Raw genomic sequence first — 15,681 nt, forward strand, 5'->3', positions numbered from 1 at the left:
CGCAGCACTGCGCCGCGCGGGGTCCGCCAAGTGTTCGCCCTAGGACAGGATCTCGGCGTCGACCTCGCGCGCTGGCGTGTCCGACGGCCCACCAGCCAGGTTGCGCTGGTCCTTGACCCACAGCCCGACCAGTCCGCGGAAGTGCGCGGCGAACTTGTCGTGCTCGTGCGCGGGATACGTCGAGCGCACTGTGTCGAGCAGGATCTTGTCGAAAGCGGGCGAGTCCACCCACTCCAGCACCGCCTCGGGCAGGTGCGCCAGGTGCTCGTGGCAGAACTCCCAGTAGCGCTCGGTGTCGAAGTGGGCGTCGGCCAGGGCGCGGTAGCGCTCCATCTTGGCCTGGTAGTCCAGGGACTCGTCGTCCGCGATCTCGTAGTAGCGGCGGGTCTCCAGGTCAACAGTCGCACGCCGGTTGGTCGCCAGCGCGAACACCGACCAGCGGACCAGCGCGGTGATCGCCCAGGGGAAGTAATAGTGCAGCGAGGTCACCGCGACGTCCGGGCACGCGTTGGCGTAGTCGATCGGGTGCACCTCGTCGCCGGCGACCAGCATCTCGGCGCTGTTGAACTCCCAGCCGAAGAAGGCGTTGACCACCTTGCTCACCGTCTCGGCCTCCCACCCGGCCTGGGGTGAGAGGAAGTCGTAACTGACGGCATACCGGTTGTGCATCGGCTGCTCGGGACGGAAGTCCATCACCATCGTCTCCGGCCCGATGGAGAGCGCGCGGGCGAACTTGTCGTAGTCGACGGTCGCCTGCAGGTGCATGAGCATCTCACCGGACTCGTCGTAGGACTTGTGCAGCCCCGCCCGGTCCTCCACCCTGGAGACGCCGCGCCAGCCGCCTCCGTCGAACGGCTTCATATACATGGGGTAGCCGATCTCGTCGGCGATCGCGTCCAGGTCGAACCGGTCGTTGTACTTGGCGGAGGTGTAGGCCCAGCGCACGTTGTCGACGGGGTTCTTGTAGGGCACCAGCACCGTCTTGGGGATCTTCATGCCCAGCCGCAGCATCGCGCAGTAGGCGCTGTGCTTCTCCATCGACTGGAACGTGAAGGGGCTGTTGAGCAGGTAGGTGTCGTTCATCAGCGCGGCCTTCTTGAGCCACTCGCGCGGGTGGTAGTACCAGTACGCGAGCCGGTCGATCACGAGGCCGGGCTGCACCGGGTCGGTGAGGTCGAACGGCGAGATCCGCAACCGTTCTGAGGTCAGCTCGAGCGTCTCGCCGCCGACCTTGAGGGGCCCCACCAGGCCGAGGATCTGCTCGAACGCGCGGGGCCAGTCCTCCTCCGCGCCGAGGAGCAGTCCGATCAGCGGGTTGCGCTTGTCAGCCATAGCGGCAACCTACCCCGATCAGCAGAAGCGCGGCAGGTGGTAGGCGATCTGCTTGCGCCACCAGGGCCAGTCGTGCGCCGAGTCGTGTCCCCACACGTCGAGCTGGTGGGGCACCTGCTTCTCGGCCAGGACCGCGGCGAGCTGCCGGGCGCCGGGCAGGGACCTGGTCGGCTGCACCTCGAACGGGCCCTCACCGACGACGAGCAGGATCTGCACGGTGCGGCGCAGCCAGTCAAGGTGGTCGCCGTCGGCACCGGCGACATAGGCCACAGGATTGTTCAGGTATGTCGCCTCGCCAGTCTCCCCCCAGCCTCGCCAGGACGTGGGGTCGAAGTTGCCGGACAGCGAGATCGCGACCGGGAACAGGTCGGCGCGCTTGAGGGCGAAGTTCACGGCGTGGTAGCCCCCCAGGCTGCACCCCGTCGTGACGATGCCGCCGTGGCCGGGTGAGTCGGTGTCGACCAGCGGGACGACGTGGTTGAGGATCCAGTTCTCATAGATCGCGTGCCGTTGCGCGCGCTGCTCCGTGGGCAGCGCGTAGTTGGACCACGACAGGTGGTCGAAGGAGTCCACCGCGTAGAGCTTGATGCGACCCTCATCGATCAGCGGCCGCAGGGCGTCGACCATGCCGTTGTTCTCGTAGTCCCAGGCGCGGCCCGCCTCGGAGGGGAACGCGACCACCGGCCGCCCGAAGTGTCCGTAGCGGATCACCGTGCCGGGGTGGTCGAGGCCTTCCGCGCCGATCTCTACCTGTTCCCTGTCCATGGCTTCCTCCCGGCAGTAAGGTGCGAGTGTCGAAAGCCAACCACACCGGGGTGGTGCGCCGAAAGATACATCTCCAGGATGATGCGCGACCCCTTGCTGAGCAGGAGAGTAGTCACGTGCATCAGGACAACGAAGTGAGCGTCTTCGCCGAAGGTCTCAGGGGCCAGGGCGAGTCACCAGCGGGGGTTGGCTGGCTCGTGACGCCGAGCGTTGTCGTGATGAGGCAGTCCGGGCGTGGGGCCACGCCCGGACTGCCGTCGCACATCGGTGTCCCTGCCGTCTCGGGGGGCGGCAGGGACGACCGGGTGCCGGTCCTGGGGGTCTACGACTCACCCGAGCTCGACGGCTGGGTGGCCCTGCAGCTGGACCGGGAGTGTGAGGTGCCCGCCCCGGGCCCGCTGCCCGAGGGTATCGAGCTGTCCGGGCTCTCGGTCTCTGACCTGTCTCGGACGGCGTCCACCGAGCCGACCCTGCTCGGCGGCGCGACCATCTCAGCGTCGGATGATGATCTCGCCACCACCGACGGCTGGCTGTGCCGGTGCTTCCCCTCACTTCCCGGCTGCCGGAACTGACCCCTGCGCCACACACCGTTCCCCCGCGCGGTCTCAGGTCGCTCGCACTCCCTTGGCTGAACGGCGACAATGACCCTCATGTGGGACCCCCCAAGCCTGTCAGGGCTCCGATCCTGGCCCCCTCGCTGCACCCGCTCCACGATGGCCAGGTCCCGGTGACCACGCTGCACGACGAGGAGCGCGGTGCCGGACCGCAGCGCCTGGACATCCTGATTGTGCTGGTGTGCGCCGCTGTCGACCTGTTCATCAGCGGCTACCTCGACGGTCTGCCGGTCGCGACGACACTGGGCCCCGACCTGCCGCACTGGCCGGTCGTCGCCGTGATCGCGCTCACCTACGTCCCACTGGCCTGGCGGCGCATCGCACCCTGGGCGGCCTTCCTGGCGGTCCTGGTGCCCACCCTGGTGGCCAGTCTGGTGCTCTACCAGTTCCAGCCACTGGTGGGTGTCGCCCTCGCGCTCCACGCGGTGGCCCGTCGCTGCCCCGCGCGCCGCGCCAACCCTGCGCTCGTCCTCGTCGCCTTCGTGAGTCTTCGCAACGCGCAGACCGCTACCACCGTGTCCGGTGACGACTCGCTCTTCGGGCTGATCGTCATCGCTGCGGTCTTCATGGCCGTCCTCACCCTCATCTGGGCACTCGGCCGCCGCGAGCGGGCGACACGGTGGCGCGCACAGCAGGAGAGGCAGCGTCTGCTCGCCAGCGCCGAGGCCTCCCTCGGGCAGCAGCGCCAGCGCATCGCCCGCGACCTGCACGACATCCTCAGCCACTCGATGAGCGCGATGATCCTCCAGTCCGCCGGTGCCCGGGCAGTCTCGAGCAGGCTGGACAAGACGTCCGAGGCCAAGCAGGTGACCGATGCCCTGTCCGCCATCGAGACGACCGGCGCGGAGTCGATGCGTGAGCTCCATCGACTGCTCGGGCTCCTGCGCACCGCGGACGACGGCGACACGGCGATCGCCCGTCTGCGGCTGGCCGACACTGACGCACTGCTCACCGCCACCCGACACGGAGGTCTGATCGTGGAGCGACACCGCGAGGGCACGCCCCAGCCGCTGGACCCCAGCGTCGACCTGGCGGCCTACCACATGGTCCAGGAGTCGCTCACCAACGCCATGAAGCACGCTGGCAGGGGAGCAGTCGTGGACATCTACGAGACCTGGGAGCCGGACGAGCTGCACCTGCAGGTCCGAAGCTCCCGTGGCCTGCCGAACGGTGGCGCCTCCGTGGCGGTGCCCGGCGCCATCGGGTCGGGGACCGGCCTGTGGGGGCTTCGGGAGCGGGTGGAGCTCGCCGGCGGCTCGTTCGAGAGCGGGCCGGTCGAGGGCGGCTTTGTCACCTCTGCCACGCTGCCCGTGCGCCAGGGTGGTGCCTCATGAGCGTGATCCGTATCGTCCTGGCCGATGACCAGCCGATGGTGCGTCAAGGCATCGCCATGCTGCTCGGTGCCGAACCGGACATCGAGGTCGTGGGCGAGGCCGCGGACGGTGAGGAGGCCATCGCCCTCGTCGAGCGGTTGCGCCCCGACCTGGTCGTCATGGATGTGCGGATGCCTGGGACGGACGGCATCGAGGCAACCCGGCGTCTGATCCGCGAGCGCCCGGACGATCCCGACCACCTGGCCAAGGTCCTGGTCCTGACCACCTTCGACGAGGACGCCGCGCTCTACGGGACGCTGCGCGCTGGGGCCTCCGGCTACATGCTCAAGCACGCTGCACCCAGCGAGCTCGCCAACGCGATCCGCCGCGTCGCCGGCGGTGATGCCTGGATCGACCCCGGCGTCGCACCCAAGGTGCTCGACACCCTGCGCGAGATGGCCTCGGACAACCCGGAGGGCAGACCGAGCCTGGACATGCTCACCCCGCGCGAGCTCGACGTGTTGCGCGAGCTGGCCGACGGTGCCACGAACGCCGACCTGAGCCGCCGCATGGTCCTGTCCGAGGCGACGGTCAAGACGCACATCTCCCGGATGCTGATGAAGACCGGCTGCCACGATCGCGCCCAGCTGGTGGCGCTGGCCTACCGCAGCGGGCTCGTCACGCCATAGCCAGGGCCATGCTTGTGGCCGCCAGTCATGGCGTCTGGGCCACGATGCCTGGTATCTCTTCAGCGAAGCCCAGGGCGTCCAACATTCCCTTCCAGTCGCCTGCAGCCCGCGTGGCCGTCGTCAGAACATCACGAATCAGATCTTTCGGTGGGGCATGATGCCCGGGGCCCCAGTCGCCCAATAGATAGCGCGTCAAGGGGGAGGGGCGGCATGCGGAGTAGAAGGGGCCAAGATGGCGCTCCATGTGCCGGGAGTCAGGAATGTTCTGCAGGTACGCCACCGCGTTCGATTGCCCCTTCCCATAGAGTTCACATAAGTCGTGCACCACGTAACGATCTAGAGACTCGATAGCTCCAGCCAAGTTGTCCACGGCACCAAAAGCGGCCTCGACATACGCGCGAACACTGTAGGGGGAGAAGTTCTCGATGATCGTTTGCGGGTTGGTCGGGATCGCCAACGATCCCGGGAACTGGGCGGAGTAGTACAGCGCCGCGAACCCACCACCAGATGGCCCGTGGAATATGGTGTGCTTCGACCCGAGCCCGTCGAGGATATGCTCGAGAACTAGAGGCAAGTCCTTCTGAAGTGGTTGAAGGCGATTCCCCGCAAACCAACCCAGGGTAAGTTGCGAATTGAGCGCGAGCGTGGGGTCTGCCACGAACACGAGGTTCGCTTTGAGAGTCCTCGTCACTCCGATTCCAGCGAACACTGGCAGGGTGGCGGTCGTTGGAACCGCAGCATGAAACACGACAATGGTCGTCTCCGCACCACTTTCCTCCTGGATCAGCAGGTCCAGGAGACCACCGTGATAGTTGATGGACACGATGCCTCGTGGAACGCGACTCCGCAGGAAATCGGAAATCCCATCGAAGTAAGTCTGAGGAAATTGTGCATACCGAGTCAGGTCGCGCGTGCTCACGGCGGCACACTAGCAAGGCTCAGCCGGAGCAGACTCTGGCGTATGGCGAAGTGCGCCGACGAGCAAAACGCGCTGTCGGCCCCGAGTTTCGCGTCGGAGCTGCGGCGCAGTGGGGCGACGACGCCGGGGTGGCGGGAGCACTTGCGCCCGGCGCACCGAGGACCAACACTCAGTAGTGCCTTCCAGCCACAGGGGGCTATGAATCACGATGAAGTGAGTTCATGATGGATCTGTCGACGCTGACCATTCGCGAGCTGTTCGCAGAGCTGACCACTGTTGAGGACGCCCTGCAGGGCCGGACGCCACAGACCTTGAGTCCCTCCGCCCGACGGGCGATGGAGGAGCACCAGGAACGGCTCTGTCGGGAGCTGCGCTCCCGCACGCTGGAGGACACACCCGCCTCGCCGACACCCCGGCGACGCCCACGGGCGCGTCCGGTGACCGGCACCGTGCCCGCCTGACGGGCGGGCTCTATCGCCCCGGGTCGCGCGCCGGCGGCGCCGTGGCCCAGTCGTGCACCTCGGTCTCCTCGAAGATCAGCCATGTCCGGGTCGCCTTGACTCCCGGGATCGCCTGGATCTGCTCCAGCACCGTGTCGCGCAGCTCGTGGTTGTCCCGGCAGCGCACGGTCACGAGTGCGTCGAACTCCGCCCCCACGAGGGCCACCCGCTCGACGCAGGGCACGCTGCGCAGGGCGGCGGCGACCGGCTTCCAGGTGTTCTGCTCGATGGAGACCGACACATAGGCCGACGTGCCGAGGCCCAGGTGCTCCGGAGCGACCTCTGCGGTGAACCCGGTGATCACCCCGCTGTCCCGCAGCCGCTCGATGCGCGCATAGGCGTTCGCCCGGGAGATGTGCACCTGCTCAGCGAGGCTCCGCACAGAGAGCCGGCCATCGGCGCGCAGGGCACGGATGATCCGCTGGTCCACCTCGTCGACGCTGGCCCTGTCAGTCATGCGGACACCGCCGCAGAATGTCCAGCCACCCACCCGGGGTGACGTCGCTCGCGAGACCAAGTGTCGGCATACGGCCCATGGTAGGTCCATCTGTCTCGACCTTTGAGCCACGACACCGCGATAGTCTCGTGATCAGCCACGATGGTGGGACACGCACCCGGAGGACGGAGAGTCAATGTCGACAGGCGTGCAGCACCTGCTGCCCTGCGCCGAGCCCGTGCAGCTCCTCACCGAGGACGGCACGCGGACGGACCCGACGAGCGAGGTCCGCGAGCGCGGCTACGCCTTCCCGTCCGACGAGGACCTCCTGGCCGTCTGGCGCCAGATGGTCATCGGACGGCGCTTCGATGCGCAGGCGACGGCGCTCACCAAGCAGGGGCGCCTTGCCGTCTATCCCTCCTCCCGCGGGCAGGACGCCTGCCAGGTCGCGCCCGTGCTCGCCCTGCAGGAGCAGGACTGGTTCTTCCCGACCTACCGCGACTCGATGGCCCTCATCAGCCGTGGGCTGGACCCGGTGGAGGCCCTGACGCTGCTGCGCGGGTCCTGGCACTGCGGCTACGACCCGGCCGCCACGCGCACCGCGCCGCAGTGCACGCCGCTGGCGACGCAGGCACCGCACGCGGCGGGCGCGGGTCACGGCATGGCGCGCCGCGGCGAGGGTGGGCTGGCGCTCTGCTTCATCGGGGACGGTGGCACCAGCGAGGGCGACTTCCACGAGGGGCTCAACTTCGCCGCGGTCTTCAACGCGCCCACGGTCTTCTTCGTCCAGAACAACAGGTACGCCATCTCCGTCCCGCTCGCCCGGCAGACGAAGGCACCCAGCCTGGCCTACAAGGGCATCGGCTACGGCATCCGCTCGGAGCAGGTCGACGGCAACGACCCCGCCGCCGTCCTCGCGGTCACCCGAGCGGCCTACGAGCACGCCCGGGCCGGCAGAGGACCGTTCCTCATCGAGGCACACACCTACCGTCTCGAGGCGCACACCAACGCCGACGACGCGACCCGCTACCGGCAGGCCGACGAGGTCACGCAGTGGTCCGGGCGCGACCCGATCGCGCGGCTGCGCACCTACCTGGTCGGCACCGGTGCGCTGACACCGGAGCGGGAGGAGCAGGTCGCCGCAGAGGCCGAGGAGTATGCCGCGGACGTGCGGGAGCGGATGAACCGCGAGCCCGAGGTCGCTCCCCTCTCACTGTTCGACCACGTCTATGCCGAGCCGACCCCCCAGCTGCGGGAGCAGGCGGCCATGGTGGCAGCCGAGCTCGAGGACGCCCACGGATCGGAGGTCACGGCGTGAGCACCACCACCTTCGCCCAGGCACTCAACCGGGCGCTGCGCGACTCCCTGGCCGAGGACGACAACGTGCTCGTCTTCGGCGAGGACGTCGGTCAGCTGGGCGGTGTCTTCCGCATCACCGACGGCCTGACCGCCGACTTCGGTGAGGAGCGCTGCTTCGACACCCCGCTGGCCGAGGCCGGGATCGCCGGCTTCGCCGTGGGCCTGGCAATGCAGGGGTTCCGTCCGGTCATCGAGATGCAGTTCGACGCCTTCGGCTACCCCGCCTTCGAGCAGGTGGTCTCGCACATCGCCAAGATGCGCAACCGGACCCAGGGCAGGCTGGGCATGCCGATCGTGATCCGGATGCCGTTCGCCGGCGGCATCGGCGGCGTCGAGCACCACTGCGACTCCTCCGAGGGCTACTACGCCCACACGCCGGGGCTGCACGTCGTCACACCGGCCACCCCGGCCGACGCCTACTCGCTCCTGCGCGAGGCCATCGCCAGCGACGACCCGGTGGTCTTCATGGAGCCCAAGGCGCTCTACTGGTCCAAGGCCGAGCTGGAGCTGCCGGTCACCACCGAGCCGTTCGGTCGCGCCGCGGTCCGCCGCGAGGGGACCGACGTGACGCTGGTGGCCTACGGCCCGCAGGTGCCCAACGCGCTCCGGGCGGCGGAGGTGGCCGAGCAGGAGGAGGGCTGGAGCGTCGAGGTCGTCGACCTGCGCACGATCGTCCCCTTCGACGACGAGACGGTCGCGGCATCGGTGCGCAGGACCGGCCGCTGCGTGGTGGTGTCCGAGGCCCAGGGGTTCGGCGGTGTCGGCGGTGAGGTCGCGGCCCGCGTCGCCGAGCGCTGCTTCCACTCTCTGGCCGCGCCGGTGCTGCGGGTGACCGGGCTCGACATCCCCTATCCCCCGCCCAAGCTCGAGCACACCCACCTGCCCGGGGTCGACCGCATCCTCGACACGATCGCGAGGCTCCAGTGGGACGACCAGCCGGACACCACCCACCTGGCGGCCACCCGATGACGCAGGTGTTCCGCCTCCCCGACCTCGGCGAGGGACTGACCGAGGCGACAGTCGTCGAGTGGCACGTGACCGAGGGGGACACGGTGACCGTCGACCAGGACGTCGTCACCGTGGAGACCGCCAAGGCGGCGGTCGAGGTCCCCTGCCCGTATGCCGGCGTGGTCACCACCCTGCACACGGCACCCGGCGGGCAGCTCGCCGTCGGTGCACCGCTGATCACCGTCGCGGCGCTGGCCGACGCCGAGGCGTACCGCACCGAGGAGCGGGCAGGCAGCCGGTCCCCCGAGCGACCGCTGATCGGCTACGGCGCCTCCGAACCGGCCCGACGCAACCGCCGGCGTGGGCGCGTGGCCGGCGAGGCAACCGCTCCCGGTCCCAACAGCTCCGGCGCCCAGGAAGCCGCTGCTCCCGCGACCGCTGTCCGCGTCATCTCCCCGCTGGTGCGCCGGCTGGCCGCCGACGCCGGGATCGACCTGCGCGCGCTCTCCGGGACCGGCTCGGGTGGCGTGATCCGCCGCGCCGACGTCGAGGCCGCGATCGGCGCGTCCGCCGTGACGCCCGCCGCCACCGCTGCGGCGAGCATGGCCCCCTCATCCGGGTCAGCCGGCTCCCTCGAGGACCGCCGGGTCCCGCTCACCGGGGTGCGCCGGGCCATCGCCGACAAGCTCACGACCTCGCGCCGGGAGATCCCGGACGCGACCACCTGGGTGGACGTCGACGCGACCGAGCTCCTGGCGACCCGCGACGCCCTCAAGCGGGCCAGACCGCAGGACGCGATCGGCATACTCGCTCTCCTGGCGCGCATCACGGTCGCCGGCCTGCGGCAGTTCCCCGAGCTCAACTCCTCCGTCGACGGCGACGAGGTCGTGCTGCACGGTGCGATCAACCTGGGCTTCGCCGCCCAGTCGCCCCGGGGGCTGGTGGTCCCCGTCGTCCACGACGCCCACACGAAGACCACCTCGGAGCTGGCCGCCGCCCTGCGGGACCTCACCGAGGCGGCACGCGAGGGCACACTCACCCCGGCGCAGCTGACCGGTGGGACGTTCACGCTCAACAACTACGGCGTCTTCGGTGTGGACGGGTCCACCCCGATCATCAACCACCCCGAGGCCGCGATGCTCGGCGTCGGCCGGATCATCGACAAGCCCTGGGCCCACGACGGCCAGCTCGCTCTGCGCAAGGTCACCCAGCTGTCGTTCACCTTCGACCACCGTGTCTGTGACGGCGGCACGGCCGGGGGCTTCCTGCGCTACGTGGCCGACTGCGTGGAGCAGCCGGCAGTGCTGCTCGCCAATCTATAGAAGTCGCCTTCAGCCAAGGGAAAGGTGGCCCATCGGCGGATGCTACCGGCGCGCACATGGTCTTTCCTCTACTACACGCCCCACGGCATGCGGACCCATGGGAGTGGGACCTCTATGCCACGACCTTGAACATCACGCCATGGGCAACCATTTCTCACCAGTTTTGGCGTCACCCGCGATGTTGGAGACTTCGTAGTACCATCGCCCTCGCCACATACTCTTGCTGCCCACACTGAGTTCCACTGCGTCCGGAAGTGACACCTTCTCACGTGAGACTAGATTGCCACGATCATCCAAAACTACATACGAATGGTCACCCGGCGCTAGAGCAACTCGTCGCGGCCGCCTGTAAACGTGCCGGTCGAAAATATTCGCAGGGAAGGAGTGGTCAGGGACCTCCTGAACCCACCAACCTTCGTACTCTTCTCCAGCGAGCCTGAGCCAAATTCCCGGTAACTCCTCAACTTTCGTCCGCGCAGTAAATGCCAGCCGTTCATCCCTGCCTAAGTGAACGACCCTGTCAGCGACGCGCTTCGTTGGCACTCCCGGATTATCCATCCGGCACAACTGATGGGCACCCCGCGACATAACGGCAAAGCCTTTTCGTTGATAACTGGGGAAATCCGACTCAAGGATATCCGCCACTTCCAAGAAGTACGGGTCACCTGTCAAGTTGTACGTTGCCTCCATTTGCCAAACGTGCGTTTGATGATAGTTTCGCAGCAAGGAAAACTCTGTCACATCGTAGTGTGATGACCAACCTGGCGTTCGACTCTCCAACATGTACCGTTTAGTGGTCTCCAAACCAGCGTTCGCCAAGTCAAGTCCGCCAGCGTCGTCGAACACCCGCCAATAGTCGTAGAGCCCCCACACGGCGAACAGATGGCCGTTAAGGACAAACTTGCCTTGGCCGATATTGGGATACTCATCAAACCAAAGGTGTCCTTCAGTGTCTATGTCCACCACCCACGGAGTGGGAGACCCCGCACCCTCGGGAAGGAACTGGAAGCTTGCGGAGAGGGACGCCGCGAAGGCTTCATACTCCGGCCTCGGCTCCACTTCGTGCAGTCGCGATATCGCCGACAGCACTTGCCCCTGCGCCATAGCTGAGTACCACGGAGGCTGTTGCTTTCCACCTCTCCACGGAAACAAGAACGGGAGGAAGTGTGCACCCCGCGATTCAACCGCATAGGACATGATCCGCTGTGCTGTTGCGTGTAACACGTCGGAATACTCCGCCGACCGAGTCCGACGCAGAGTGTTGATGTGCTTGAGCATGAACTGGGCATGCATGACCGGGTGGTCATACAGCTCTCCGTCAATCACCCGCAAGGGCACACCAGATTCAGCGTACGACCTGTGAGGAGCCTCAATCCGTAAGGGCTGGTCGTTGGTTTGATAGTACGTGTTCAATTCATGCGAGACACGCTCATTAAAGTTGTCGCCACCGATGAATGAGTGCGTGTGGAGCGGACCGTACCGGCCCGCACTCATGACTGCCTTCTTGGTGGGAACCTCAAGATCGGAAATGGCCAGATCCAGAAATGAGTTCAGGCTGTCCTTGGGTGGCGGTGCGTGGCCATCCCCATAGTATAGAGACACGAAGCGCCCTCGTTGGTCAAATGTTCGACCATTAGGCAGCCGCACTCCCAGCGACTGCGCAAACGGCTTGAAATGTCGGTTGACGTGCCGCACGTCTCCCTCATTCTGGACATATACGAACCTGTTCCTGCGCGTCAGATCCTTGTAGCGCTCAATGAGTGAGAATCGCGTGGGATGACGTCGAACGAGCTCTTCCTCATTGAGATGACCGGGAAATGACGCCTCGAGTAAATTTTGGGTATGCCGAGGGGAGAACTTCCAAACATCCGTCTGCGGGCTGAACGCGATGGCGTTCGAACCATCGATCCCAGGGGCCACTGCCAGCGCTGCATACCCGCCTCCGGACGAGCCTAGCAGGATCGTTTTCGAGATGCTCAATTGATTGCGCACATGGTTTATGAATCGCGTGATCTTCTCAGTTAGATCGTCACTCTCGTCTCCGAGGTACCACCCTAGGGTCAGTGACGGCGAGGCACTCAGCGTGGTATCTGCAATGTAGAGCCGATGCTCCGAGCGCTCTCGGAGGGCACCAAGCCACTCAAAGCGCGGTAAGTCCACCCTCTCCCTGACCAATGCACCATGAAAGGCAACGATCAGAACGTCACCACTCCCAGGTTGATAGAGTGCGTCGATGTCAAATGTGTCACCTGGCTTCCCTGAAGCGGTCACAATGTGGCGCACGCGTGAGGATTGGCGCGTCTCCTGAGTGCCAAGCACCACAGAACTAAGGTCATGCCAACGGCGGATGACCGCTTGGTGGCGTGGGTCCCAGACGCTAAGCACGGGAGCCTCCTCTAGGAGGCCGTCGGAGCGAGGCATGGTGCTCACCCTACGGGAATGTCACCGGCAAGATTGGCACGCAACCCTCCGGTCACACGAATTGCGGGACGGCGAGTCCGCTGACTCGAAGTTCGGCCAGCGAACCGTGCGGCTTGTCAAAACTAGACGCTGTCACGGTTCGTAAGCCTGAAAAGGTGCAGCCTTGAGAGCCGAGATGCAACGCCATCGAGTGGGTACCCCGGTGTGCCACGTGACCCACGGTGACGACGGCCGACCCTCAGAGGTCGGCGAACATCTTGCCCGGGTTGAGGATCCCGTCCGGGTCGAGGGCCTCCTTGACTGCCCGGTGCAGCCGTCGGTTGCCCTCGTCCAGCTCCCGCGGAAGCCACTCCCGCTTCAGGTAACCAACGCCGTGCTCCCCGGTGATCGTCCCGCCCAGCTCGAGTCCGAGGCGCATGATCTCCTCGAAGGCCCGCTCGGCCCGCTCCACGTCCGCCGGGTCGCGGGCGTCGAAGAACACGGACGGGTGGATGTTGCCGTCGCCGGCGTGGGCCACGACCGCGATGGTGAGCCCGGACGTGGCGCGGACCCGGTCGAGCCCGTCATAGAACTCCGGCATCCGCGCGCGGGGAAGGCAGATGTCGTCGAGGAGCTGGCCGCCACCGTGGGCCTGGGCGTAGCGCTCGTAGGCGGGCTGCGCCAGCCTGCGGGTGGCGACCAGGGCCTCGTTGTCGGCGGTGTCCTCGCTGTAGCCGGTGTCCAGGGCGCCGTTGGCCTCCGCCCGCGCCGTGAACGACTCGACCTCCGCCAGGGCCGCTGCGCGGTTGCCGCTGCCGTCGGACTGCATGAGGAGCATCGCCCCCGCCCGGTCGTCCAGCCCGAAGTCGCCGTACTCGTTGAGCAGCCGCAGCGTGGTCCGGTCCAGCGACTCCAGCATGGAGGGCTGCGCGCCGGAGGCCATGAAGTCCGCAACGGTCGCGGCGGCCGACCGCTCGTCGGTGAACGTGGCGACCGCCGTGAGCGGCTCCGGCAGGAGCGGCACGAGCCGCAGGGTGATCTCGACGATGACCCCGAGCGTGCCCTCCGAGCCGACGAACAGGCCGCGCAGGTCCAGGCCCGCGACGCCCTTGGCGGTGCCCGTCCCCAGGGTGGCCAGGGTGCCGTCGGCGAGCACCACCGTGAGCCTGCGCACGTAGTCCTTGGTGACGCCGTACTTGACACAGCACAGGCCGCCGGCGTTCGTGGCGACGTTGCCACCGATCGAGGAGATGGCGACCGAGCCGGGGTCCGGCGGGTAGGACAGTCCGTGCTCGGCCACGGCGTTCTTGAGGTCCTGGTTGATGACGCCCGGCTCGACCGTGACGCTGCGCTCGGCCACGTCGACCGCCAGGATCCGCGACATCCGCTCGACCGAGAGCAGCAGGCAGCCGGGCACGGCGTTGGCCCCGCCGGAGATGCCGGAGCGGGCACCCTGGGGGACGACCGGGATGCGGTATGCCGAGGCGAACCGGAGCGTGGCCTGCACGTCTGCCACCGTGGTCGCCCGGACCAGCGCGACTGCCCCGTCGGCCGGGCAGAACAGCGCCTCGTCGCGGGAGTAGCTCTCCAGCACGTCGGGGTCGGTGCTCAGCGCGCCGTCGGCGAGCGTGGGGGCGAGCTCGCTCTCGACCAGCTGCAGGAGGGTGGCGGTGTCGCGCACCCCGGTGCCCGTCGTGCCGGTCATGAGCGCATCCGGTCGGTCTCTTCGGCCCCGGCGTCATCGGGCTCCGGGGCTGCCCGCAGCGCCAGCACGGCGAATCCGGCGGCGACCATGATGATGCCGATCACCCACATGCCGGCGTTCTGGGTGCCGGTCAGGTCCTTGAGCCAGCCCGTGATGTAGGGCGCGAAGAACCCGCTGGCGTTGCCGACCGTGTTGATCAGGGCGATCCCACCGGCAGCCGCCGCACCGGACAGGAACATCGTCGGCAGCGGCCAGAACGTCGGGAGCGCCGAGCAGATGCACACGCACGTGATGGTGACCGCCACCATGGTGGTGAACGGGGAGTTCAGGTAGAGCGCGACCGGGATGGTCACGCCACCGAGGAACAGCGGCAGCGCCACGTGCCAGACCCGCTCCCCCGTCCGGTCCCCGTGCCGGGACCACAGCACCATGGCCACCGCGGCGAACGCGAAGGGGATGGCGGTGATCAGGCCGACCTGCATCACGGAGTAGTCGGTCTGGAAGGTCTGGGAGAACCCGTCGATGATCGTCGGCAGGAAGAAGCTCATCGTGTAGAGCCCGTAGACCGTGCCGAAGTAGACGAAGGCGAGTGCCCAGATGCGCGGCTGGACCAGCGCGCGGCGCAGCGGGTAGTGGTAGCGCTGCGAGGTCTGGGACGCCTCGTGGTCCATCTCGCTGGTCAGCCAGGCCCGCTCCTCGTCGTCCAGCCAGCTGGCCTGGTGCGGCCGGTCCGTGAGATAGAACCAGCAGGCCACGCCGAGCAGCATGGCCGGGATGCCCTCGACGAGGAACATGAACCGCCACCCGGACATCCCCGGGATGAAGGTGTCACCGGTCTCGATGAGCCAGGCGGACAGCGGGGCGCCGACCACGGTGGAGAGCGGGATCGCCAGGAGGAACAGCGCCGTCGCCTTGGCCCTGGACCGCTTCGGGAACCAGTAGGTCAGGTAGAGGATGATCCCCGGGAAGAACCCGGCCTCGGCGACACCGAGCAGGAAGCGCAGCACGTAGAGCCAGGTGGCGCTGGGAACGAAGGCCATGAGGGCGGCCACCAGACCCCAGGAGAAGATGATCCGCGCCAGCCAGCGGCGCCCACCGAACCGGTGCAGCGCCAGGTTGCTCGGCACCTCGAGGAGCAGGTAGCCGACGAAGAAGATGCCCGAGGCGAGTCCGAACATGGTGGCCGTGAGCCCGAGCTCCTCGTTCATCCCGTTCGGGCCGGCAAAGCCGATGTTCGTGCGATCCAGGTAGTTGACGAAGTACAGCGCGATGAGGAACGGGATGAGCCGGCGGGTGACCTTGCGCATCACCCGCCGCTCCAGCTCCGGCTGTGCCGTCCGGCGCTCGTCCGGCACGGCGCTCGATGTCTGGGTCATGTC

The 15,681-nt window shown here is 67.4% G+C and carries 14 protein-coding genes; 7 read left to right on the forward strand and 7 right to left on the reverse strand.

Annotated elements, in window-relative coordinates; genetic code table 11:
- Positions 1-39: 39 nt before the first annotated feature.
- Positions 40-1,332, reverse strand: a complete 1,293-nt coding sequence (locus tag DA085_RS01185) for an ATP-grasp domain-containing protein (RefSeq protein WP_109471096.1) — start codon at positions 1,330-1,332, stop codon at positions 40-42.
- Between the two features lie 18 nt (positions 1,333-1,350).
- Positions 1,351-2,097, reverse strand: coding sequence for an esterase family protein (locus DA085_RS01190; RefSeq protein WP_109471097.1), 747 nt, complete (start codon positions 2,095-2,097; stop codon positions 1,351-1,353).
- Between the two features lie 218 nt (positions 2,098-2,315).
- On the opposite strand from DA085_RS01190, the gene DA085_RS01195 reads away from it, so the two are divergent.
- From DA085_RS01195 to DA085_RS01205, 3 genes are all read left to right on the forward strand, one after another.
- Positions 2,316-2,669 (forward strand): hypothetical protein, encoded by a 354-nt coding sequence (locus DA085_RS01195; protein WP_154402060.1) that lies wholly within the window; start codon positions 2,316-2,318, stop codon positions 2,667-2,669.
- A gap of 80 nt (positions 2,670-2,749) precedes the next feature.
- The gene (locus DA085_RS01200) at positions 2,750-4,045 is read left to right on the forward strand and encodes a sensor histidine kinase (RefSeq protein ID WP_109471099.1); all 1,296 of its coding nucleotides are present in this window, start codon (positions 2,750-2,752) and stop codon (positions 4,043-4,045) included.
- Positions 4,042-4,713: a response regulator transcription factor gene (locus tag DA085_RS01205; RefSeq protein ID WP_109471100.1), complete on the forward strand. Its 672-nt coding sequence runs from the start codon at positions 4,042-4,044 to the stop codon at positions 4,711-4,713. Before DA085_RS01200 ends, DA085_RS01205 begins: the two co-directional genes overlap by 4 nt.
- Positions 4,714-4,738: 25 nt before the next feature.
- On the opposite strand, the gene DA085_RS01210 is transcribed toward DA085_RS01205, so the two are convergent.
- On the reverse strand, positions 4,739-5,632 hold the full coding sequence (locus tag DA085_RS01210) for a hypothetical protein (protein WP_154402061.1): 894 nt from the start codon (positions 5,630-5,632) through the stop codon (positions 4,739-4,741).
- Between the two features lie 221 nt (positions 5,633-5,853).
- Here DA085_RS01210 and DA085_RS01215 point away from each other — a divergent pair, with 221 nt between their 5' ends.
- Positions 5,854-6,093 carry a hypothetical protein gene (locus DA085_RS01215; protein WP_161958378.1) on the forward strand — a complete coding sequence of 80 codons (240 nt, stop codon included), beginning with the start codon at positions 5,854-5,856 and terminating at the stop codon, positions 6,091-6,093.
- A 10-nt stretch (positions 6,094-6,103) separates the two neighbouring features.
- Here DA085_RS01215 and DA085_RS01220 read toward each other — a convergent pair whose 3' ends face one another.
- A complete protein-coding gene (locus tag DA085_RS01220; RefSeq protein ID WP_109471103.1) occupies positions 6,104-6,589 on the reverse strand; it encodes an Lrp/AsnC family transcriptional regulator in 486 nt (161 codons plus the stop codon).
- A 175-nt stretch (positions 6,590-6,764) separates the two neighbouring features.
- Between DA085_RS01220 and pdhA the strand changes: the two genes are divergently transcribed.
- From pdhA to DA085_RS01235, 3 genes are read left to right on the forward strand one after another with little or no spacing between them, the layout of a single operon-like run.
- Entirely contained in the window at positions 6,765-7,886 is a 1,122-nt protein-coding gene (gene pdhA, locus DA085_RS01225) for a pyruvate dehydrogenase (acetyl-transferring) E1 component subunit alpha (RefSeq protein ID WP_109471104.1), read from the forward strand.
- Positions 7,883-8,896, forward strand: a complete 1,014-nt coding sequence (locus DA085_RS01230) for an alpha-ketoacid dehydrogenase subunit beta (protein ID WP_109471105.1) — start codon at positions 7,883-7,885, stop codon at positions 8,894-8,896. Before pdhA ends, DA085_RS01230 begins: the two co-directional genes overlap by 4 nt.
- Positions 8,893-10,197, forward strand: coding sequence for a dihydrolipoamide acetyltransferase family protein (locus DA085_RS01235; protein ID WP_109471106.1), 1,305 nt, complete (start codon positions 8,893-8,895; stop codon positions 10,195-10,197). The genes DA085_RS01230 and DA085_RS01235 overlap by 4 nt, the downstream gene beginning before the upstream one ends.
- 132 nt (positions 10,198-10,329) lie before the next feature.
- Here the strand turns inward: DA085_RS01235 and DA085_RS01240 are convergent, their stop codons facing one another.
- The 3 genes from DA085_RS01240 to DA085_RS01250 form a co-directional block, all read right to left on the reverse strand.
- The gene (locus DA085_RS01240) at positions 10,330-12,582 is read right to left on the reverse strand and encodes a D-glucuronyl C5-epimerase family protein (protein ID WP_161958379.1); all 2,253 of its coding nucleotides are present in this window, start codon (positions 12,580-12,582) and stop codon (positions 10,330-10,332) included.
- 274 nt (positions 12,583-12,856) lie between these two features.
- Positions 12,857-14,302 carry an FAD-binding oxidoreductase gene (locus DA085_RS01245; RefSeq protein ID WP_109471108.1) on the reverse strand — a complete coding sequence of 482 codons (1,446 nt, stop codon included), beginning with the start codon at positions 14,300-14,302 and terminating at the stop codon, positions 12,857-12,859.
- Positions 14,299-15,678 carry an MFS transporter gene (locus DA085_RS01250; RefSeq protein WP_109471109.1) on the reverse strand — a complete coding sequence of 460 codons (1,380 nt, stop codon included), beginning with the start codon at positions 15,676-15,678 and terminating at the stop codon, positions 14,299-14,301. Before DA085_RS01250 ends, DA085_RS01245 begins: the two co-directional genes overlap by 4 nt.
- Positions 15,679-15,681: the final 3 nt, after the last annotated feature.

Origin of the sequence: Ornithinimicrobium cavernae (genome assembly GCF_003121625.1) — a bacterium.
GTDB lineage: Bacteria > Actinomycetota > Actinomycetes > Actinomycetales > Dermatophilaceae > Ornithinicoccus > Ornithinicoccus cavernae.